This window comes from Prevotella sp. HMSC077E09 (genome assembly GCF_001814685.1).
Lineage (GTDB): Bacteria > Bacteroidota > Bacteroidia > Bacteroidales > Bacteroidaceae > Prevotella > Prevotella oris.
Window position 1 is genome coordinate 1 of the sequence record NZ_KV817532.1, and the last position, 21,494, is coordinate 21,494.

General features: G+C 47.2%; 17 protein-coding genes. 8 read left to right on the top strand and 9 right to left on the bottom strand.

Annotation, left to right across the window (positions count from 1 at the left end):
* Positions 1 to 121 precede the first annotated feature (121 nt).
* From HMPREF2983_RS04580 to HMPREF2983_RS04595, 3 genes are all read right to left on the bottom strand, one after another.
* A complete protein-coding gene (locus HMPREF2983_RS04580) occupies positions 122 to 1,057 on the bottom strand; it encodes a glycosyltransferase family 2 protein (protein ID WP_070667123.1) in 936 nt (311 codons plus the stop codon).
* A gap of 6 nt (positions 1,058 to 1,063) precedes the next feature.
* Positions 1,064 to 2,416, bottom strand: a complete 1,353-nt coding sequence (locus HMPREF2983_RS04585; RefSeq protein WP_070667125.1) for a DUF6080 domain-containing protein — start codon at positions 2,414 to 2,416, stop codon at positions 1,064 to 1,066.
* An 859-nt stretch (positions 2,417 to 3,275) separates the two neighbouring features.
* Positions 3,276 to 4,277 (bottom strand): metallophosphoesterase family protein, encoded by a 1,002-nt coding sequence (locus HMPREF2983_RS04595; RefSeq protein ID WP_070667126.1) that lies wholly within the window; start codon positions 4,275 to 4,277, stop codon positions 3,276 to 3,278.
* 110 nt (positions 4,278 to 4,387) lie between these two features.
* On the opposite strand from HMPREF2983_RS04595, the gene HMPREF2983_RS04600 reads away from it, so the two are divergent.
* The 5 genes from HMPREF2983_RS04600 to pflA all read left to right on the top strand — a co-directional run bounded on the left by HMPREF2983_RS04600 (position 4,388) and on the right by pflA (position 10,370).
* A complete protein-coding gene (locus tag HMPREF2983_RS04600; protein ID WP_018919880.1) occupies positions 4,388 to 5,059 on the top strand; it encodes a Crp/Fnr family transcriptional regulator in 672 nt (223 codons plus the stop codon).
* Positions 5,056 to 6,624 (top strand): RluA family pseudouridine synthase, encoded by a 1,569-nt coding sequence (locus HMPREF2983_RS04605; RefSeq protein WP_070667128.1) that lies wholly within the window; start codon positions 5,056 to 5,058, stop codon positions 6,622 to 6,624. The genes HMPREF2983_RS04600 and HMPREF2983_RS04605 overlap by 4 nt, the downstream gene beginning before the upstream one ends.
* Positions 6,625 to 6,813: 189 nt before the next feature.
* Entirely contained in the window at positions 6,814 to 7,137 is a 324-nt protein-coding gene (locus HMPREF2983_RS04610; protein ID WP_070667130.1) for a cupin domain-containing protein, read from the top strand.
* 98 nt (positions 7,138 to 7,235) lie between these two features.
* Positions 7,236 to 9,482 (top strand): formate C-acetyltransferase, encoded by a 2,247-nt coding sequence (gene pflB / locus HMPREF2983_RS04615; protein ID WP_070667161.1) that lies wholly within the window; start codon positions 7,236 to 7,238, stop codon positions 9,480 to 9,482.
* 102 nt (positions 9,483 to 9,584) lie between these two features.
* A complete protein-coding gene (gene pflA, locus HMPREF2983_RS04620; protein WP_210400363.1) occupies positions 9,585 to 10,370 on the top strand; it encodes a pyruvate formate-lyase-activating protein in 786 nt (261 codons plus the stop codon).
* Positions 10,371 to 10,530: 160 nt separating this feature from the next.
* Here pflA and HMPREF2983_RS04625 read toward each other — a convergent pair whose 3' ends face one another.
* The 6 genes from HMPREF2983_RS04625 to HMPREF2983_RS04650 form a co-directional block, all read right to left on the bottom strand.
* Positions 10,531 to 11,640: an efflux RND transporter periplasmic adaptor subunit gene (locus tag HMPREF2983_RS04625; protein ID WP_004378412.1), complete on the bottom strand. Its 1,110-nt coding sequence runs from the start codon at positions 11,638 to 11,640 to the stop codon at positions 10,531 to 10,533.
* A 176-nt stretch (positions 11,641 to 11,816) separates the two neighbouring features.
* Positions 11,817 to 13,061: an ABC transporter permease gene (locus HMPREF2983_RS04630; RefSeq protein ID WP_070667131.1), complete on the bottom strand. Its 1,245-nt coding sequence runs from the start codon at positions 13,059 to 13,061 to the stop codon at positions 11,817 to 11,819.
* 271 nt (positions 13,062 to 13,332) lie between these two features.
* Positions 13,333 to 14,592: an ABC transporter permease gene (locus tag HMPREF2983_RS04635; protein ID WP_070667166.1), complete on the bottom strand. Its 1,260-nt coding sequence runs from the start codon at positions 14,590 to 14,592 to the stop codon at positions 13,333 to 13,335.
* 197 nt (positions 14,593 to 14,789) lie between these two features.
* A complete protein-coding gene (locus tag HMPREF2983_RS04640; RefSeq protein ID WP_004371234.1) occupies positions 14,790 to 15,509 on the bottom strand; it encodes an ABC transporter ATP-binding protein in 720 nt (239 codons plus the stop codon).
* Between the two features lie 65 nt (positions 15,510 to 15,574).
* A complete protein-coding gene (locus tag HMPREF2983_RS04645) occupies positions 15,575 to 17,248 on the bottom strand; it encodes an ABC transporter ATP-binding protein (RefSeq protein ID WP_070667133.1) in 1,674 nt (557 codons plus the stop codon).
* Positions 17,245 to 18,075, bottom strand: coding sequence for an NAD kinase (locus HMPREF2983_RS04650; RefSeq protein WP_004378416.1), 831 nt, complete (start codon positions 18,073 to 18,075; stop codon positions 17,245 to 17,247). The genes HMPREF2983_RS04645 and HMPREF2983_RS04650 overlap by 4 nt, the downstream gene beginning before the upstream one ends.
* A 67-nt stretch (positions 18,076 to 18,142) precedes the next feature.
* Here HMPREF2983_RS04650 and HMPREF2983_RS04655 point away from each other — a divergent pair, with 67 nt between their 5' ends.
* The 3 genes from HMPREF2983_RS04655 to recG are packed head-to-tail and all read left to right on the top strand — an operon-like array spanning position 18,143 to position 21,485.
* Positions 18,143 to 18,712 carry a DJ-1 family glyoxalase III gene (locus tag HMPREF2983_RS04655; RefSeq protein WP_070667134.1) on the top strand — a complete coding sequence of 190 codons (570 nt, stop codon included), beginning with the start codon at positions 18,143 to 18,145 and terminating at the stop codon, positions 18,710 to 18,712.
* Positions 18,713 to 18,717: 5 nt separating this feature from the next.
* Positions 18,718 to 19,383, top strand: a complete 666-nt coding sequence (locus tag HMPREF2983_RS04660) for a 2-C-methyl-D-erythritol 4-phosphate cytidylyltransferase (protein ID WP_070667136.1) — start codon at positions 18,718 to 18,720, stop codon at positions 19,381 to 19,383.
* Positions 19,383 to 21,485, top strand: a complete 2,103-nt coding sequence (gene recG, locus HMPREF2983_RS04665; RefSeq protein ID WP_070667138.1) for an ATP-dependent DNA helicase RecG — start codon at positions 19,383 to 19,385, stop codon at positions 21,483 to 21,485. The genes HMPREF2983_RS04660 and recG overlap by 1 nt, the downstream gene beginning before the upstream one ends.
* Positions 21,486 to 21,494 lie beyond the last annotated feature (9 nt).

Here is a 21,494-nt window from a genome sequence, read left to right on the forward strand (position 1 = left end):
ATGGAAGAGATGATGAAATGGGTGAAAGAGAAGAGGCGAAAACTACCTCCAACCCCTCCTCAAGAGAGGGGAGAGCATGCAGATAGGGTCTCCTTGAAATGAGTTTTACGATGAGAAACGCTCATATCCTCCTGTAAATACGGTATAAGATATCACTTACTTTCATTGGCAACCACGTTGTCATAGCCTTTAAAAACACGCTGTTGCGGGCTTTTATGGGCTGGAACGGGCAATAGGTTGCAATCTCTTTGGGAGGCATACCGTTCTTCATGGCATCGCGATACATATTTAATAATCCCATATCAAGCGCCTGATGATAAAGTCGTTTCACATCATTTTTCCTGAAAAAGTCAATCACGACAGCATTCGCTTTGAGCATGGAAACGAGGTTTTTGTGTGAGATTTGATGTGTATAGGAAGTGCTATTGTCCGTGCGGTAATAATAAACAAGATCATCAATTGTCGTATAACGGGCTGAGAAAAAGGCACGGGGAACGACAGCATAATCCTCACAATAGTTGATATCGGGAATGGATTCAATATGCTGATCCTGTAGGAATGAACGGCGATATAGGCGTCCCCATATGTGATGTTTTACCAGATTTTGACACAACATCATACGAAGATACTGATGATGTGAGGTTTTTGGTGGAAAAACTACAGCTCCCAAACGGTGTTCTTTGTACTCGGCATAGGCACCGCTCACGATGTCATACCGTGCTTTCTGCATTTCATCAACTAACAAGCTTACAGCGTTTTTGGGTACAACATCATCACTGTCAACGTGCAGAATAGCATCTCCTGTGGCATGGGTAAAGGCTGTGTGACGTGTAGCTCCCAAGCCTTTGTTGGTTTCATGGCGTATGATGTGCACTTGACTTGCCCTGTCAGGATAGTCTTCAAGCACCTTCTCAAGCACTGAAATACTGTTATCGGGGGAGCAGTCGTCCACGAAAATAAACTCTAAGTCACGGTAAGTCTGACTGAAAAGCGACCGAGCACACTCGGCAATATACTGTTCAACACCGTAGACGGGAATGAGAATAGATACTTTCATAGGCTGTCAATGTAACATGAAACGTAGGAAAAGCAGGCCGTTGTGAGCCAACATGAACACGGTGCAGAATACTAATGTGAGGCGCAGGACTTGCTGCACGGCAGGCCGTTGCTGGCGTTTGAGCAGGAAAGCAGCAGCAATCGGCAGGATGAAAGCCCAGTGAGCGGTCATGATATAGACTTCGATGAGTCCGAAACCAAGCACTAAATGTAGTAACATATCAAAGCTGAACCACGACAGACAGAGCTGCATGAAGCGCAACCTGAGGCCTGTCACGATACCACCGACAAGCAACAGCATCATGACAATGGCTATAACGTAGCACAGTTTGTTGTGATAAGCCACGAAAATCGGTCGGTCTTTGTTGACATCTTGCAGCATATGGTCTTCGTGCAGCATCAAAGATTCACCGAAAAGGTTTTCAATGATGCTGTGAGGTCGCGATAAGTGAAGGTCAGTCCAGCGGAAGTTCTCCCCTTCCATGATAGCATTGGCGTGGAGATGTGCTGTTTTTTCATTCGTTTCGGCAATGATTTTACGAAATGAGACGTCTTTTTTCAGGCGCTCGGCCAACGTGTGTTCCCGTCGCTCCTGCTCGGGTTTCTGTATGTATTCATTGATAAGTGCGTATCCACAACCTATCAACAGCATCGGCATCACCATCGAAATAAGGAATGATTTGGGGCAGAAAAAGCGTTTTCCATTGGCAAACCATTGTGCAAGTCCTATCTTTACGCAGTTCGTAGTGGTCACTCCTGTGGATAAGAAAAGCAGAGAGGCGGTCTTCCATGTACTCAACGGTCGGTTCTCAAGTATTGCTTTGCCTGCTGCATAGAGTGTCAACAGCAGGAAAAACAACGATAATGCAAAGTGATCGGGAGCCACAACAGTGACCATGATATGGCCGAATGTCAGGAAAAATGCCGATAATAACAGGCTGTCACGATAGCTGATGCCCACGATTTCACGTAGAATGCGAAACAGAAACAACGTGGAGTAGAGTGACAAGATGATGAGAACCGTGGCCCAAATGAATATGGCACAGTTCATGCCGGTAAGTCCCATGAGCCAATGATTGAGTTGCGTGAGGGGATAAACAAAGATTGCAAGCAGCGGATGACGCTCCAGACTGTAGAGCGATCGCCATTCAGAAAGCGTGATATAGGTAAAGGGATCGTAGCCCGAAAGATTGAAATATTTCATGAAAAGAGAGTAGTAACCGATGCGTCCGCAGCGAGTAAACTCCTCAAAATGCTGATAGATAGCGAGTCCGTTCAGGGCAGACAAGTATATGAAAACTGCCAATGCAGGCCAGCGTTCCTCTTTTCTTATGTTGAATATGCGTAGTGGATTGATCATTGTTTGAGGCTCTTGTGTCTGCAAAAATACATAAAATTTATGATAAATCAGTACAACAAAGCTGCAAAACAGTAATCTGAAGTGCTGCAAAAAATGCTGTGAAAAGAGATGAAAAGGCTGACTAATTCACAGCATTGATAAGTTTGTGTCGGATATTGTGTGTTGTCATGGCGGGGAAAGATAGCCGGCAAGGAATGTGAAAAACGGTGACTTACAGGCTACCTCATGCTGTGTTGCGCCGCTTCTTCATCGGTTATCATTAACATATTGTGCCGGATGGCTCAGTTTACTTGCAGATATTGAACTATAATTCGCCTTTTCTGAAAAATATATACAATAGCTCTCGTGAGATTTACGCATTTGAAAATGAAGTTCCCTTGGCTCTGAATTCGCGCTGTTTTTAGTCATTTTGCAAGCCGTTGACTATCAGATGGTTATGAAAAATGAATTGAAAAGCGAGGTAAAATCAGGCAAATAAATGGCCGATTTGATATGAAAATGCTTTATAAAATGCATCATTTTATCGCGCAATTTGATGCAAATAGCCGTGTAATCTGCGTCAAAATGCAGTGCATGATGAATGGAATTACATGGCAGGGAGATAAAAATGGAGACATCGAAGCCATAAGATGGCTTCACACTCACGCTGAAGACGAGTTTCCGTTTCTATTTGGTGAAGGATTGAAGTGTTAAAAAACAGACAACAATTTTTACCCCAAAAGCATACGAAAGGAATGATTTTAGCTGTTGCATTACCTTTTACATCGCACGACTTAGTCTTTCAAAACACCTTGAGACAATGGAAGAAAGATTGCAGCACGTTGCATCTTGGAGCGAACTTCACATGTCCTATCCCTGTTTATCGTGTTCCGTCTCGTTTTTTCCAGTTGTCTTTCGTATAGCTGTCAGGGTAAGTTGTCTGATAAAGTATCTGTCCGCCACGTTCCCGAATGTAGGTATCGAAGCTGCGTTGTCCTTCATGAAGCACAATGATGCGGGCACCGTTGCGCAGATGGTTGTACTCTGTGTTGCCGCCGGAGAAGCGACCATGGGCCAGAAGAACACGGTAGTACATCAGTGAGTAGTCGTTATCGTGGTCGTGACCACAGAAGACCCCCATCACATCACCACCTTCCTTGACAGCCGTAAACATGCCACTGTTGAGATTAGGAGCGTAGGCTTTCTCCATTCTTGTACCGTAAAGAACCACTTGTGTGTTAGCAACTGCATCGTTATATTCAGGCAATGGATAGTGCATGAACATCAAAGCAGGCACCGGTTTGCCTCCATTCTGGCGTTTGAATGCCGCTGACCAGTTGCGATAAAGGCCTATCTGTTTCGACGTAAGCCATTGATAACCGCCTACACCTGCCATTTTACAGTAGTCATGGGTATCCATACAATAGAGCACGGCAGCAGTCTTTGTGCCATCACCCGACTTGATGGGCAACGCATAGTCAAGTGTGTTTCCATTGCGTTTCGGCTGCACACAGTAGCTGTTCTGCTGTGCCTGGTCGTACAACTGATTGACAGGTATACCCTGTTCAGGGTCATGATTGCCCAACAGATAACAGAAAGGCACCTTCAAATCCGACAGCACATTGAGCACTTGTTGCAGGCACATATCGCCCGGTTTGGAATAAATGACGTCGCCTGTCAGCACAACAAGGTCGGGCTGTTCGGCCTTCACAATCTCATAAAGGCAATCCGTGGCCTGACGAGACGCAGGATTTCCGAGTTTATAATGTAGGTCGGTGAACTGTACTATCTTGAATTTCCCGTCTTTAAAATGCAGGTTTTGAGCTTCCATACCCATAAAGAAACTCAGCAATAACCAACAAATAATTGTTTTCTTCATCATAAATTACTACTTATTTCTCGGTAAAGTTAGAGCTTTTTTGAATGCGGTGTATCGTTTATAGGCTTTTTATTACTAATTTTGCACTATTATAACAAAACGCAACCCAAAGAATGATAAATGACCATGTGATGCAGGCGCTGCGGAGATGTCCGCTTTTCGCCGGCATGAGCGAACTCAGCATAGACCTTGCCTTGGGCAATATCAGCTATCAACTTGTTGATTATGCGCCCCGCGATGTCTACACATTGGCCGGTATGCCCTGCCGATTTGCCGATATCGTCATCAGTGGAAGCCTCATCTGTCGCATGGTTTCGCTCAGCGGGAAGCAGGTGGAGGTGACGCGGTTGCGCCCGGGAAACATCATTGCTCCTGCCTTTATCTTCGCCAAAGACAACAGTATGCCCGTCAGTGTTGAGACTGATGCGAACGTAACACTGTTGAGAATGACCCCTCAGACACTGAAACAACTGATTGACAGAGACGAGGATATCCGCATGAACTATATCCGAACGCTCTCCAATATCGATGTTTTCCTGACTCATAAGATGAAAGTTTTGAGTCTTTTCACCGTCAGGGAAAAGGTTGCTTACCTGCTTCTTGAACGTGCAGGGGAGCAGAATTCCGATACCATTCACCTTTCCCGAAGTCGTCAGGAGATAGCCGATTCGTTTGGAATACAGAAGTTTTCGCTTCTGAGAGTACTCAATGAATTCGAGAAAGAGGGTGTTATTCGCGTGGATGGGAAAACGATTGAAATCATTGACCGCAGCAGATTGAAATGATATTCCACCCACTTTCAGCCGCAACTGCCGACATTCCTGTCCGCATGAACAATCCGTTCTACTATGAACCTGATGCACTTTGCCGCACAGCTGCAAACGAAGTGCAATGCCGGATAGCAGAAGCCACGCCCGACTTCAAAGCCGAAGTAGACCAAGGAAAGATGTTTGGCGTGCTCATTGTCAGGTGGAAAGGAGACCTCGGCTATCTTGCAGGCTACAGTGGACAGATCTGTGGATGCAGCGATTGGCCTGATTTTGTGCCTGCAGTGTTTGATTATCTGCAACTAAATGGCTATTTCAAGCAGCATGAGGCAGGCATATCGGCACTCAACGAGCGTATTGACACGCTTGAAAACAGCGCTGAACTTCGAAAGGCAAGGCAGGAGTGGTACGATATTGTGCATGAGGCGGAAAAGGAAATTGCGGCTTTCAAGGCCGCTGCCAAACGCGAAAAGGAAGGTCGTCCCAAGGAGTTGACACCCGACATGATACGCCGTTCGCAGTTTCTGAAAGCCGAATTGCATCGCATGAAACAGCATCTGGCACTTCAAATTGCCGACAAGAAAGCAATTGTTGACAAGATAGAAGCCGAAATAAAGGCATTGAAAATGCAACGGCATCAGCAGAGTGATGCGCTGCAAAACTGGTTGTTCAGTCACTTTGTGATGTTCGACAGCCATGGCAATCAGCAGGACTTGCTCCGCATCTTCAGTCCTATGACGCCTCCGGCAGGCAGTGGTGAATGCTGCGAACCCAAGCTGTTGCAATATGCTTTCAGCCATCAGATGCAGCCTGTCAGCATGGCTATGTTCTGGTGGGGTGCGAGTCCGCGCGATGAAATACGTCATCATCTGCAGTTCTATCCTGCATGCAACGGCAAATGTAAACCCATTCTAAAATGGATGTTGCGCAATATCGACATCGAAGAAAACCCATTGGAGCGCGCCAGTCAACAGGCGTTGGAATGGATTTACGAGGATAAGGACATCGCAGTTGTATGTAAACCCGCGGGCATGTTGAGCGTTCCGGGGAAGAGTCAGCGTGAGAATGTGCGCTCACTCGTGCGCCAACGTCATCCCGAAGCTACAGGGCCGATGATTGTCCACCGTCTTGACATGGCCACAAGTGGCTTGCTCGTCGTGGCACTCAACCTCAAATCCTATATTGATTTGCAGCGTCAGTTTGAGGAACATAGCGTGCAGAAACGCTATGTTGCCTTACTCTCTCGCCCACATCATGGCGCTCGTTCAGGACAGATCAGCCTGCCCCTGCGCCCTGATTTGCATGACAGGCCACGCCAAATTGTCGATGCTGTGCACGGCAGGAAAGCTGTAACCAACTATCAGCAGACAGGAGAAAACCGCATGAATCTCTACCCGTTGACAGGTCGCACGCATCAACTGCGCATGCATTGTGCCCATGCTGACGGACTCAACAACCCCATAAAGGGTGATGAACTCTATGGAACGCGGGATGAACGGCTTTATCTTCATGCCGAAGAACTATCATTTGTGCATCCAGGTACAGGCAAAAGAATGCACTTTGAGTGTCATGCCGACTTTTAGTTGCTTAGGAGAGACGAGACATCTTGCCCTTGCACAAGAATAGTTTCAAGACAATCGTTCTTGCATGTCGGCACATTTGTTACCACTTAAGGACTCGGCATTATTATTGCTGCAACGATATCAGAAAAGAGAGAATGACTTCAAAGAGGTCGGTTATACTGCTCTCTTATGACTTAAAACAAATAAATTATGGCTACAATTAAAAAAGGAAAAGTATTCAAGGCAACAGAAGTTATCGAATATACAGACGGAGGAGTTGTCAGCAAAGAGTTCATTCACAGCAATGCCGGCAGTGTAACGGTGTTCAGTTTTGATGCCGGACAGGGGCTTTCTGAGCACACTGCACCCTTTGATGCACTGATACAAGTCATCGATGGTGTCATGCAATTGACCGTTGAAGGACAGACTTTCAACATCAAAGCGGGTGAAACATTCATCATTCCGAGCGGTGCTCATCATTCCGTGAAGGCTGTTGAGCGCTTCAAGATGATGATAACGATGATCCGAGGATAAAGAAATTATGAAAGGAGGAACGGCGTTCCGTCTTGCTTCATGGCTGTACAGACGCCGTTATATTTAGTTTTCACAACTCAAAAAAACGTAATTCAATGATGAGAAAAGAATGGAGAGGTTTCAAAGGAAACAAGTGGCAATCTGAAGTTAACCTACGGGATTTCATTCAGAACAACTACACCAGCTATGAAGGAGATGAGTCTTTCTTGGCAGGACCGACCCATAGTACGGAGACATTATGGCAGAAACTGCGCGCACTTCAAAAGGAGGAACGAGCCAAAGGCGGTGTACTCGACATGGAGACCGAAGTGGTTTCCGGTCTCACGGCATACGGCCCAGGCTATATCGACGAGTCAACAAAAGCGTTGGAGCGCGTTGTTGGTCTGCAAACCGACAAGCCGTTGAAGCGTGCTTTCATGCCATATGGCGGTATCAAAATGGCCGAACAAGCCTGCACTACCTATGGTTATCAGCCTTCAGAGAAGTTGCACAACATCTTCACCCGCTATGTAAAGACCCACAACGACGGTGTCTTTGATGCCTATACTGCCGAGATGAAGCACGTGCGTCATAATCATATTCTGACCGGTTTGCCTGATACTTACGGCCGAGGACGCATTGTCGGCGACTATCGCCGCGTGGCCTTGTATGGCATTGACTATCTGATTGCAGAGAAAAAGCGTGACTTAGAGAACATGGGCGACCGCGAAATGATAGACGAAGTTATTCGTCTGCGCGAAGAAGTAGCCATGCAAATCCGTGCATTACAAGGCTTAAAGGAGATGGCTTCCCTTTATGGTTTCGACATTTCTCAGCCTGCTGACGACGCATGTCAAGCCGTTCAATGGCTTTACTTCGGTTATCTTGGCGCTGTCAAGACTCAAAATGGGGCGGCAATGTCGGTAGGTCGCATCTCAACTTTCCTTGATATATACATCGAACGGGACATTCGGGAAGGTAAACTGAATGAAGAAGAGGCGCAAGAACTAATCGATCATCTCGTAATGAAGTTCAGAATGGTGAAGTTTGCACGTATTCCATCCTACAATCAGCTGTTTTCCGGAGACCCGGTATGGGCAACTCTCGAAGTGGCAGGTATGGGAATAGACGGCCGTTCAATGGTAACGAAGAATGATTTCCGCTTCCTTCACACCCTTGAAAACATGGGACCATCGCCCGAACCCAATCTCACGGTGCTCTACAGCAGCCGACTTCCTGAAGGTTTCCGCCACTATGCAGCCAAGATTTCGGTAACAACAAGTTCCATTCAGTATGAAAATGACGATGTGATGCGACCGATTTGGGGTGATGACTATTCGATATGTTGCTGTGTCAGTGCTACGCAGACAGGTAAGGAAATGCAGTTCTTCGGAGCGCGTGCGAACCTTGCCAAGGCAATGCTCTATGCCATTAACGGCGGTGTTGACGGTCGCACTCGCGAGCAGGTAGGCCCGGCTTATCGCCCTATTACAGCCGATGTGATTACCTATGAAGAGTTCATGCCACGCTTTAATGATATGCTTGACTGGCTTGCGGGCATCTATGTGAAGACATTGAACCTTATCCATTACATGCACGATAAGTACTTCTATGAAGCTGCCGAAATGGCTCTTATCGACACAGATGTGCGTCGTACGTTCGCAACGGGTATTGCAGGCTTCAGCCATGTGGTTGATTCTATCAGTGCAATCAAGTATGCCAAGGTGCATGTTATACGCGATGAAACGGGCTTTGCCAAGGACTATAAGACCGAAGGTGACTTCCCACGCTATGGCAACGACGATGAACGAGCTGACGAAATCGCTGTATGGCTGCTCAAAACCTTCATGAACAAGATTCGCAAGTACCATACCTATCGCAACTCAGAACCCACAACAAGTATTCTAACCATTACCTCAAACGTGGTTTATGGCAAGTATACGGGCAACATGCCTGACGGCCGTCGTGCCGAAACTCCATTGGCTCCGGGGGCCAACCCGTCGTATGGTGCCGAGCAAAATGGCCTTTTGGCATCGCTCAACTCGGTGGCAAAACTGCCTTACGAATATGCACTCGATGGCATTTCGAACACGCAAACCATCTCACCCGAAGCCTTGGGACATGACGATGAGGAGCGTTCACGCACATTGGTTGGCGTGATGGACGGCTATTTCAACCAGGGGGCACACCACTTGAACGTTAATGTTTTCGGCGTTGATAAATTGAAAGACGCTATGGAACACCCCGAAAAGGAGGAATACCAGAACTTTACTATCCGCGTAAGTGGCTATGCAGTGAAGTTCATCGACCTCACTCGCGAGCAGCAACTCGACGTGATTGCACGCCAGGCACACGGCAGATTGTAAACAAGACCTATTTAATAGGGTAATCATATGCGCCCTCTGTCCTTTCTGTTTGCAGGGAGTGACAGGGGGCATTTATACAAATTACGATACAAACATTGCTGAATGATGAACAAGAATAACGCACAAGATACAGCCTCAGCAAGCGAGAAGCAGGAGAAAGTGGGCTATGTTCACTCCATAGAAAGCTTTGGATCGGTCGACGGACCAGGCATTCGGTTTCTCATTTTCCTACAAGGCTGCCCCATGCGATGCTTGTTTTGCCACAATCCCGACACTTGGAAGCAAGACAAGACAAAGCCAATGACAGCCGATGAACTGCTTAATCAGGCCGAGAAATACCGCTCCTATTGGGGCGAGAAAGGTGGAATCACGGTCAGTGGAGGTGAAGCTCTGCTGCAAATAGACTTTCTCATAGAACTCTTCGAGAAAGCCCATGCACGCAGCATCAACACTTGTCTTGACACATCGGCACAGCCTTTTACACGCAAGGGCACGTGGTTTGCGAAGTTTGAACGGCTGATGAAGGTCACAGATACCGTGCTCCTCGACATCAAACACATTCGAGAGGACGAACATCGCAAGCTGACCAAGTTCTCCAACAGCAACATTCTTGACTGCGCCCGCTATCTTTCAGACATTCAAAAGCCTGTCTGGATACGCCATGTTCTTATCCCCAAGCTCACCGACAACGATGCTTATCTGCACGAACTTGCCGCGTTTCTCAAGACTTTACACAACATTGAACGCATTGATATCTTGCCCTATCACACATTAGGCACGTATAAATACGAAGAACTTCACATTGACTATCCACTCAAAGGCATTGAACCGCCGACACAGGAACGCATCGACAATGCCAACAGAATCATGGAGTCGGTTTTGAAATAAAGTCTGTTTCTCATGCCTCCTCCCACAACTTACTTTCTCACTTGCGTCAAATGAACGTGTAATCTGCGTCAGATGACACGCTAATATGACGCAGATTGCGAGGTAAAGTGAATGAGATTACAACATGAAATGACGCAAAACATCACAAAAACAACAAGACCTACTTCTCCTCCTCCGCTATTTTCTGCGGACCACGCACCTTATCTTTCTTGCTCAGTCCACTTTTAATCTCTATGTTTATGCCGTCACTGAGGCCTGTTACTACGCGTCGGCGCTCGAAAGTTTGTTGTTCTCCGCTGCCTTTAACGATATAAACATAGGTGTTATTACCCTCAAACTCAATCGCACTTTCAGGCACAGTAAGCACTTGGTTGGCTTGAGCAAGCACGATTTCAGCATTGGCACTGTAGCCCGAACGAAGCTGTGTGCGGCCCAATCCCGTAATGGCAGCCTTGAGTTCAAACTGATTTGCGCCATTGTTTTCTACGGCTTTAGGCGATATATACTCCAATCTTGCCTGCAGTTTCTCGTTCTGAAGCGCCCCAATGGTTATCTTCATAGACATTCCTGTGACGAGACTTCCCACTTCGGTTTCATCAATATTACCACGGAAAATCAAGTCGTTCATGTTGGCAACTGTAGCAATCGTCGTACCGTCATTAAACGTATTACTCAGGATTACGGTGTTACCTACCTTCACGGGAATGTCAAGTATCAATCCACTTACGGTTGAACGAATGAGCGTGGAGCTTGTGCTGGCATTGCTTTTCGACACACCATCGCGCACCACTTCAAGGTTGTCGTTGGCCGCCCTCGCTTCCTCCTGGGCCTGACGCATTGTCTGTCGCACCTTATCATACTCGTCGGCACTGACCAATCCCTTATCGAAAAGCACCTTTTCACGCTGATAATCCACCGTTGCCTGCTTCACATTGACCTCTGCCAAACGTACTCTGGCCTCTGCAGAACTAAGCTGTTGCATGTCAGGGATAACCTTTATCTTGGCTATAATCTCCCCAGCCTGTATGGTTTGTCCTGCTTCTTTCGTGATTTCGGTAATGATTCCACTGATCTGCGGCTTTACATTCACCTCGTTTCTCGGCTCAATCTTTCCCGTCACTACCGTTGTCTTTTTCAGGTCCATGACTTTAGGCATGAACTCTTCATAAACAATTGACTGGGGGCGTGACTTCATCCAAAGGAACACAAAGGTTCCAATGAAGATCAAAGCAATAATAGCTGCAATGATAAACTTAATGTACTTCTTCATAAACCTAACCCCAACCCTTCCCAAAGGGAAGGGAGCTGCACCGCCACGGGGATTTATTATTCGTTATTGTTTGTATTTAATTATCTCGTTATAAACATTTCTCTATCTTACCATTTGCATGAAATTCACTGCAAGTTCGGGCTCCCCTCCCTTGGGGAGGGGCTGAGGGTGGGTGCTTACTCGTCCCTCATTGCATCGACAGGCTTTATAGACATGGCCCTCGCTGCAGGCGCAAGACCGGCCAAGATGCCTAAAACACTCAACAAAGCCACGGCACCTATGGCCGTCCAGAAACCGATTTGGAAATGTGAGTTCACGATGCCATCAGTTGTGTTTGCAAGCTCGGCGAGTTGCAATATGATAACCGCAAAGAGGATTCCACTCATACCTGCGACCGCAGTAAGAATGATACTCTCGCTGATAATCTGGCTTAATATGTTCTTAGGTGTCGCTCCTATTGCGCGCCGGATGCCTATTTCGGTGGTGCGTTCCCTCACAGTTACCATCATGATGTTAGACACTCCAATGGCTCCCGCCAATAAGGTTCCGATGCCAACAAGCCATATCAGGAAGTTCACTCCGCTGAAAAGACTGTCTACCATGCCGAACATTACCTCGCTGTTGAACACGGTTATCGCCTTTTCATCTGTAGGATCTATCTGATGAGCACGGGCAATCACGCTGCGCATCTTCTGTGAAATGCTGCTCATGGTGACTCCAGGTTGCCCCGTAACACAGATGAGATGCACGTCATTTCCATAGTTATAGGCCTGCTGCATAAGGGTAATGGGAATGATGACACTTTCTTCTGAACTGCCATTGATACTCATATTACTACTTCCATAGTCGACACCAACAACACTATAATAAATGGAATCTACACGCACCAACTGTCCGCATGGGTCGCCACCTCTGGGGAAAAGCGACTTATAAAGCTTCTTTCCTATCACGCAGACCTTACGATGTTGCTGCATATCCATGCTGTTAAGGAAACGGCCATAACGCAGTTTCGGGGTCTCGACCTTGGCATATTCAGGCAGTACTCCTTTCACATGGCATGATGTTTTCTTATCACCAAAGACAATGTTATTGCCAAATCCGCCCAGCATTGGCGACACTATATCAAGTTCGGGCACTTGTGCTTTAAGCCTTTCTACATCCTTATACTCCATCATCCACTGTCGTCCCTTACGGTAACCGGCATAAGGTTTCGTCGTGTTCTGAGCGAAAATAATGGCCGAATTGGTGGCAAAACCTTCGAAATTCTTGGAAAGAAGTTCTTTCAGTCCATTGCCTCCGCCCATTAATCCAACGAGCATGAACACGCCCCAAAACACGCCGAAGCCTGTCAGGAACGACCGACTCTTGTTGCGAGTCAGCGTGTCTAAGATTTCTTTATCGGTGTCAATGTCTATTCTCATAAGCTAAATAATAAGCTACAACCCAGTCCCAACCCAAAGGAAAAGCCTCCCCCTGACCCCTCCGAAAGGAGGGGAGACCGCACGCATTGCAAACAACAAGCATGCAGAATGAGTATATATTTGTCGTCCATTTATGCATTTCATTCGTCTATATCTCTACATCTTCTCTCTGAACTGTTTTCTTTTCCATGACGAAATGTCCTTGAAACTCCCGTAAATTCAGTCTCCCCTCCTTTCGGAGGGGCCGGGGGAGGCTTCAGAGGAGGCTTCACTACTCTGCCCGCAACGCCTCAATCGGTCTGATTTTTGCCGCTTTCTTAGCCGGTATCAAGCCTGCAAGCGTACCTGCAATGACCATAACGAGGGTGGCTTCTATGCAGACATCGAGTCCGACTGTAGGGTTTACGAACATCATTGCCTTAAAAACGCCGGCGTCAACCTGCATATGTCCAATCGTTGCATCCATGTATTCATTGGCTGCAATGCCCAAAATCATCCCCACATAACCAAAGAACGTGGTAATGATGACACTTTCAATGATGATGAGTTTAAGTATGGCCCACGGCTTGGCTCCTATGGCCTTGCGAATTCCAAACTCGCGAGTTCGCTCCTTAACAGTAATGAGCATGATGTTAGAAACACCCACTATGCCACTCAACAAGGTAAAGATGCCGATTATCCAAAGGGCAGTTCGGATGATGCCCATACCCGTTTCCATCTGCATGGCCTGTGTAAATCGGTTCCAAATCCATATCGCATCCTCGTCGTCGGGGGCTGCTCTGTGGTTGCGGTTCAGGCTTTCCCGATAGTCTTTCTCAAAGGCTTCATTGTCCTGTTCGGTTTTCAAGCCGTGGAAAGAGAAATGAAACTCGTCGGCCTTATCACCTTTATTATATATTGTGCGCACAGTGCTGAAAGCCGAAAATGCCCGTGCATTGCGCCCCGAATCGTCTTTTTTACAGATGCCGACAATCTCAAAACTGAACGAACCCACGTTGACATACCGCCCAATAAGTCCCTGAATATCTCCCGAAGTGAGTTCACGGGCCTGCTCATCATTAATGACAAGCACCTTTCTTGACTGCTGATTGTCAATCTGGTTAACGAACCGCCCGTAGCGCATCTCTATCTTGTTGATGTCCTTTTCATTGGGATAGACTCCCGAAAGTATCGTATTTGTGTAGTTCTCTCCCAATGAAATCGTGACGTTGTTCTGCTCTGCCACCGCCCCCATGTCATCGACATTTGCAGAGAATTTCTCGGTTGTCGTTGAAAAATCCTTATCATTTAGCGTAATCTCACGCCCCTCTTTCAGGCCCTGATACTCTTTGGAAGTCTGCCCACCAAACACTTCCATGGAGTTAGCCATAAAGCGTCCGCTGTTCTGTTCGGTGGCATTGATGAGTCCATTTCCTGCTCCGAGGAGGAAAATCAGCATGAAGATGCCCCACGCAACGGCAAAGCCCGTAAGCCCGGTACGCAGTTTATTGCGCTTAGCTGTAGCCCATATTTCAGCAAAAATGTCTCTCATTACTTCACTCTTTGGTTTACATTGTTTCTTCTGTTCTGTCAAGACTGTTTGCAAGGTGCGTCAACTGCGTTTGCAACTTGACTCAAATCATCGTGCAACTTGACTCAAATCAGCACATAACTTGACGCAGTTTGCACGATGATTTGACGCAAGTCAGAAGCTGTTTTGTATCATGTTGATGTTCAATGCGTTAGCAACTACTTCATCACTCCGTCTATGCCGAATGGCGAAGCATGGTGATCGAAGTTGTTTTCTATCTTACCTATGATGCCATCTTTAATGTGAACAATCTTGTTGGTCTCGTTAGCCACACCGCTTTCATGCGTTACCACGACAATCGTTTTGTGCTCTTCGGCATTGAGTTGCTTCAAGAGTTGCATCACTTCGACCGAGGTCTTGCTGTCCAAGGCGCCCGTAGGTTCGTCGGCAAGGATAATGCGTGGCTGCGTGATCAAGGCGCGGGCAATGGCTACACGCTGCTTCTGTCCGCCCGACATCTCGTTGGGATAGTGGTCGGCCCAAGGCAGAAGGCCCAGCTTGTCAAGATAGTCGAGGGCCAATTGATGCCTTTTCCGACGGCTGACTCCCTGATAGAAGAGTGGCAGCTCGACGTTTTCGACAGCCGTCTTGAAGCCAATCAGATTGAAACTTTGAAAGATAAAGCCAATCATCTTGTTGCGGTATTCGGCGGCACGCGACTCAGAAAGGTCTTTGATGAGCGTGTCGCCAAGCACGTATTCGCCACTGTCGTAGTTGTCAAGTATACCGAGAATATTCAGAAGAGTGGACTTTCCGGAGCCTGAAGCGCCCATGATGGAGACGAATTCTCCCTCTTCAATGTCGAGGTTTATGCCTTTGAGGACGTGCAAAGGCTGTGCCCCTTGGTAGGTTTTGTTTATGTCTTTGAGATGAATCATATATTGCTTAGACGCAGATAACCGTCATATAGTTGCATCATGTAATGGTTTTTCTTTCCTGTTGGCTATATTTTTTCAAGCTTTAATGTTTGATCGCAATAGTCAATCACAGCCGGACGATGGGTGATGAAGATAATTGTTTTGTCGTGAGCAGAAAGGATGTTGTTCAGCAGTTGGCGCTCGGTGTCGGGGTCGAGCGCGCTCGTTGCCTCGTCAAACAGCATCACTGAACGGTCACGCAGCAGGCTGCGGGCTATTGCTATGCGTTGGGCCTGCCCCTCACTGAGGCCTCCTCCCTGTTCAGAACAGAGCGTATTGAGACCGTCGGGCAGGTCGTTGACGAAGTCGGCACAGCTGACATGCAGGGCATGGAGCATTTCTTCATCGGTGGCATCAAGCTTTCCAAGGCGCAGGTTCTCGCGTATGGTGCCGCTCATGAGCGTATTTCCCTGGGGAACATAAACGAAATTGCAGCGGTGAAGGGGGGACAATGCCTGGTGGCTGCTGCCATGATAAATCTCAATCTTGCCGTCTTGAGGCTGCACCAAGGCCAAAATCATGCGCACAAGTGTCGTTTTCCCAGCTCCTGTTTCACCGAGAATGGCCGTGCAACTTCCTGGTTTGAAGTCGAACGAAAGCCTGTCTATGACCTTGTCTCCGCCACCATCTTCATAGGCGTAACCTACGTTTTGAAGTCGTATTCCGCAGGGGGCCTTTATATAAATAGGTGTACCTTGTTCTTCAAGTGGGTCTTCTTCGAGTTCCATCAAGCGTTCGGCTGCCGTGAAAACACTCACGAAAGCGGGCACGAGTTTTGTCAGGTTGCGCGCAGGTCCTTGTATTCTGTTGACCAATTGCAGGAAAGCTGTCATGCCACCAAAGCTCAATGTGTGGGCCGACATGCGTATGGCAGCCCATAAGAAAGCCACCAAATAGCCGAAAGCAAAGCCGAAATTGACCACCATATTACTGAAAACACTGAACTTTGTGCGGCGGACAACGCGATGACGAAGCTCGCTCTGCGTGTTTCCTAACCGTTCAACCATGGCGCTGTCGCTTTCTAATGTCTTGATAAGCATGCGATGTTGTATCGTTTCCTGAAGCACACTCTGCACCTTACTGTCGCTGTCGCGCACCTGACGGGTAAGATGTCGCATCTGTCCTACATAGATTTTACTCACTGCCAAGAACATAGGGAAGATGCCAATCACTATGACTGCCAGCACCTTGTCCATTGAAAAGAGATAGAGAAAGGCGCCTATGAACATGGCTAATACGGAGAGTGTGCTTGGAATTGTCTCGGTTAAGAAGTTCACAACGTTGTTGACATCAAACTCAAGTCGGTTGAGAATGTCGGCAGAATGATGATGGTTGCGCCCTTTCCACTCTGCTCTCAGCAGCCGATCGAGCATGCGTTGCTGCATACGGTTCTGTGCCTTGATGCCTAAGATGTTGCGAACCCATGTGCCTGCAATATTCAATGCAAAGTCGAGTAGTATCAGAACGGCCATTACTCCGACTGCCCAATAGAGGTTACCTTCCACTGTTCCCGAGGCCACATCAATGGCCCGCTTCATCGCCCATACGTGACCGAGGCTCACACCTACCGACAGAAGACCGATAGAAGCATTGAGAACAGCCTGCAACTGATTGCCTCTCCACGCATTCCAAAGCCATCTAAGCAATGTCCGTGCATCGTATTTGAACTTCGGAATCTTTAATAATGTCTTGCAGTTCATCGTTGTCGTGTGTCAGCACCCCACATGAGTTTTTCGTGCAAAGTGGAGAAATAACGCTGAGATTTCAATTTGATAAGTTTGATAGTATAAGGTGCCTTGCGGATGGTGAGACGTGTTTCTTCAGCCATTTTCATGCTTCGTCCGTCAACAGCTACAAGGAAATTATGTGACCGTGAGCACACTTCGAGCTCTATAACACTGGTATCATTGATGACAATCGGACGGATATTCAAGCTGTGGGGAGCCACAGGAGTGATGCAAAGACTGCCACTTTGGGGCACAATGATAGGGCCTCCGTTAGACAAACTGTAGGCTGTGCTGCCCGTCGGCGTAGCAATGATGAGTCCGTCTGCCTGATAATTCACCAAGAAGTCACCGTTCACATAGGCTCTGATGCTTATCATTGAGGCACTGTCTCGCTTCAACACGGCAATATCATTCAGTGCAAAAGGATTGCATTCAACGGTTTCGCCGTTGGTTTCAAGCTTGATAACCGTGTGGTCCTCTATGATATGATCGCCCCGAAGCACATGGTCGAGGGTTGTTTCTATTTCACTTGGCAGCACATCGGCAAGGAAACCGAGGCGTCCCATGTTGACACCTAAGATGGGAATTTCACGGTCACCCACCTTGTTGGCAGCTTCAAGAAACGTGCCGTCTCCACCCATGGAAATCACATAGTCGACCCCTTCGATATTCTCAGGTTCGACCAAAGGCGTTGCATGATGACTTTCGAGATAGGCTACTGCACGTTCTATGAAGGGTAAAATTGCTTGCCGTTTGTACGCATTCCCATAGATTGCAAATACCAGTTTATGTTCAGACATGTTTTGTTTTTGTAGTTTCAATATTTCTTATTATATTTGCAAATATAACGAAAAATATTGAATGACTATGGCAAATGTGTATGAATTTTTAGCAAACGGCTTTGAGGAAATCGAAGGTTTGGCTCCCGTTGACATCCTTCGCAGGGGTGGAGTCGACATCAAAACCGTCAGTATAACGGGGAGTGAGTTTGTAGAAACCTCGCATGGTGTAACGGTCAAGGCTGATTTGAAGTTTGAAGATGTAGCTGATTTCAATGATGCAGACATCCTCTTACTGCCGGGTGGCATGCCTGGGTCTACCAATCTGAATGCTCACGAGGGTGTGAAAGCGGCGTTAAAAAAGCAATTTGAAGCCGGAAAACGTGTCGGAGCAATCTGTGCTGCGCCTATGGTTTTGGCTTCATGTGGAATTCTTGACGGCAAGAAAGCTACCTGCAGCCCAGGCTTTGAGCAATATTTCAACGCATCAACGATCTATACCGGCGAACTCATTCAAGAGGATGGAAACGTCATTACGGGTGAAGGGCCGGCGGCTACTCTGCCTTATGCCTATAAGATTTTGAGTTATTTCATTGGCGAAGATGCCGTAAAAGACCTTGAAACAAAGATGCAGTTCACTCATCTGATGACTCGATAAACTGCATGGACTATATCATTATCGTAGCCGGAGGCAAGGGAATGCGCATGGGAACTGATATTCCCAAGCAGTTCATTCCTGTGGGGGGAATACCCGTTCTCATGCGTACTATTGAGCGTTTTCATGAATATGATACTGCATTGAATATTATTCTTGTGCTCCCTAAGCATCAGCAGGACTACTGGAAAGCCCTTTGTAAGGAATACAACTTTAATATTCCACATGCCATTGTAAATGGAGGAGAAACGCGTTTCGACTCATCAAAGAATGGTCTTGCAGCCATTCCCGACGATGCCGAGGGCGTGGTTGGCATCCATGATGGCGTGCGCCCATTTGTTTCTTTGAGCGTGATTAAAGAATGTTTTGAAACAGCTCGCGAAGAATATGCCGCCATTCCCGTGCTTCCTGTGACCGATACTATCCGCTATATTGATGCTCATGGTGGAGGCCGCAATGTGCAACGTTCTGATTATCGCATAGTACAAACGCCGCAGGTCTTTGATATTTCGCTCTTGAAACGCGCTTTCAACCAGCCTTATCAAGATAGTTTTACCGACGACGCCTCTGTAGTAGAGAGTCTTGGTTGCCAGGTTTCAATGGTTGAAGGCAATCGAGAAAACATCAAACTCACCACTCCCTTTGATCTCAAAATCGCTGAAACACTTCTTTAATGACCAGCATTCTCGATCAGGATATCATGTATCTGCCAGGCGTTGGGCCTAAGCGTAAAGAGATATTGAGCAAGGAACTCAATGTCCAGACATGGCGTGATCTGCTGGAATACTACCCTTATAAATACGTCGATCGCAGCAAGGTATATGCTATCGACGAGCTTAACGGCACCATGCCCTTTGTTCAAATCAAGGGAAAGATACTCAGTTTCGAGGAGTTCTCAAATGGAGCGAGGAAGAAACGCATTGTTGCTCACTTCACTGATGGGCACGGAGTGGTCGACTTAGTGTGGTTTCGTGGGGCGCAATATATCTATAAAACCTACACGCTTAATACCGAATACATTGTCTTCGGCAAGCCAACAATCTATGGAGGACGCTATCAATTCGCTCATCCTGAAATCGAAAAAGCCGCCGATTTGCAGCTCAATGAGATGGGCATGCAGCCCTATTACTCCACAACTGAGAAGATGAAAAACAACGGAATGACGAGCCGTGCCATTGAAAAACTAACGAAAACGCTTATCAGTCGACTTCCCGAAGGTTCTATTTCAGAAACACTTCCACCCTTTATCCTGCGCCCTCACCATTTTATATCACGCGAGGCAGCTTTCCACGGCATACATTATCCGAAATCACTCGACGAACTCCAGCGTGCACAAGTGCGTCTGAAGTTCGAGGAACTCTTTTATGTGCAGCTCAACATCCTGCGCTATGCCAGCGATCATCGACGCAAATACCGCGGTTATGTGTTCCAACACGTGGGGCAAAACTTTAATGGTTTCTATCATAACAATCTCACTTTTGAACTCACCGGGGCACAGAAACGCGTCATGCATGAGATACGTAACGACATGGCAAGCGGCAAACAGATGAACCGTTTGCTGCAGGGTGATGTGGGATCAGGCAAGACTCTCGTGGCCTTAATGACCATGTTGATAGCCATTGACAATGGTTTTCAAGCCTGCATCATGGCACCAACCGAGATATTGGCCGAGCAACACTACGCTACAATTAAAGAGTTTCTGAAAGGAATAGACGTTCGTGTGGAGCTGCTCACAGGCATTGTAAAAGGCAAACGACGCAAACAAGTGCTTGAAGCTTTAGCTGTCGGCGATGTAAAAATACTCGTTGGAACACATGCTGTGATTGAAGATACCGTGCAGTTTGCCCGACTCGGTCTGGCCGTTGTCGACGAACAGCATCGCTTCGGGGTGGCCCAGCGCGCCCGATTATGGGCAAAAAGTGAAACCCCACCACATATATTGGTCATGACGGCAACGCCAATTCCGCGCACATTGGCCATGACTATCTACGGCGATCTCGACGTAAGTGTCATTGATGAACTGCCTCCTGGCCGAAAACCCATACAGACCATACACAAGTTCGACAATCAGATGACGAGCCTTTACAACGGCATTCGCCAGCAAATCCGGCAGGGACGGCAAGTCTATATCGTGTTTCCACTGATTAAAGAAAATGAGAAAAACGACCTCAAAGACCTTGAAAAGGGTTACGAGTCGCTGCTTGAAATCTTCCCGGAGTTCCGCATCAGCAAGGTACATGGCAAGATGAAACCGGCTGAGAAGGAAGAGGAAATGCGACGTTTCGTCAGCGGTGAAACTCAAATTCTTGTTGCCACAACCGTCATAGAGGTAGGTGTTAACGTGCCAAATGCCTCTGTTATGGTCATACTTGATGCCCAACGCTTCGGCCTTTCACAGCTTCATCAGCTGCGAGGACGTGTAGGTCGCGGTGCAAAACAATCATATTGCATCCTCGTTACAGGCTATAAACTCAGCGAAGAAACCCGCAAACGCATTGATATCATGTGCGATACCAACGATGGTTTCCGCATTGCAGAAGCCGATCTCAAGCTACGTGGCCCCGGAGATCTTGAAGGAACGCAGCAAAGTGGCATCGCTTTCGACCTTAAGATAGCAGACATTGCACGCGATGGACAGTTGGTTCAGCTTGCACGTGACGAGGCCAAGAAGATTATCGACAATGATCCTACATGCGAAAAGACTGAATATCAGCTGCTCTGGACACACTTAAAAGAGTTAAGAAAAACTAATATCAATTGGGCTGCAATATCTTGAAATCCCCTA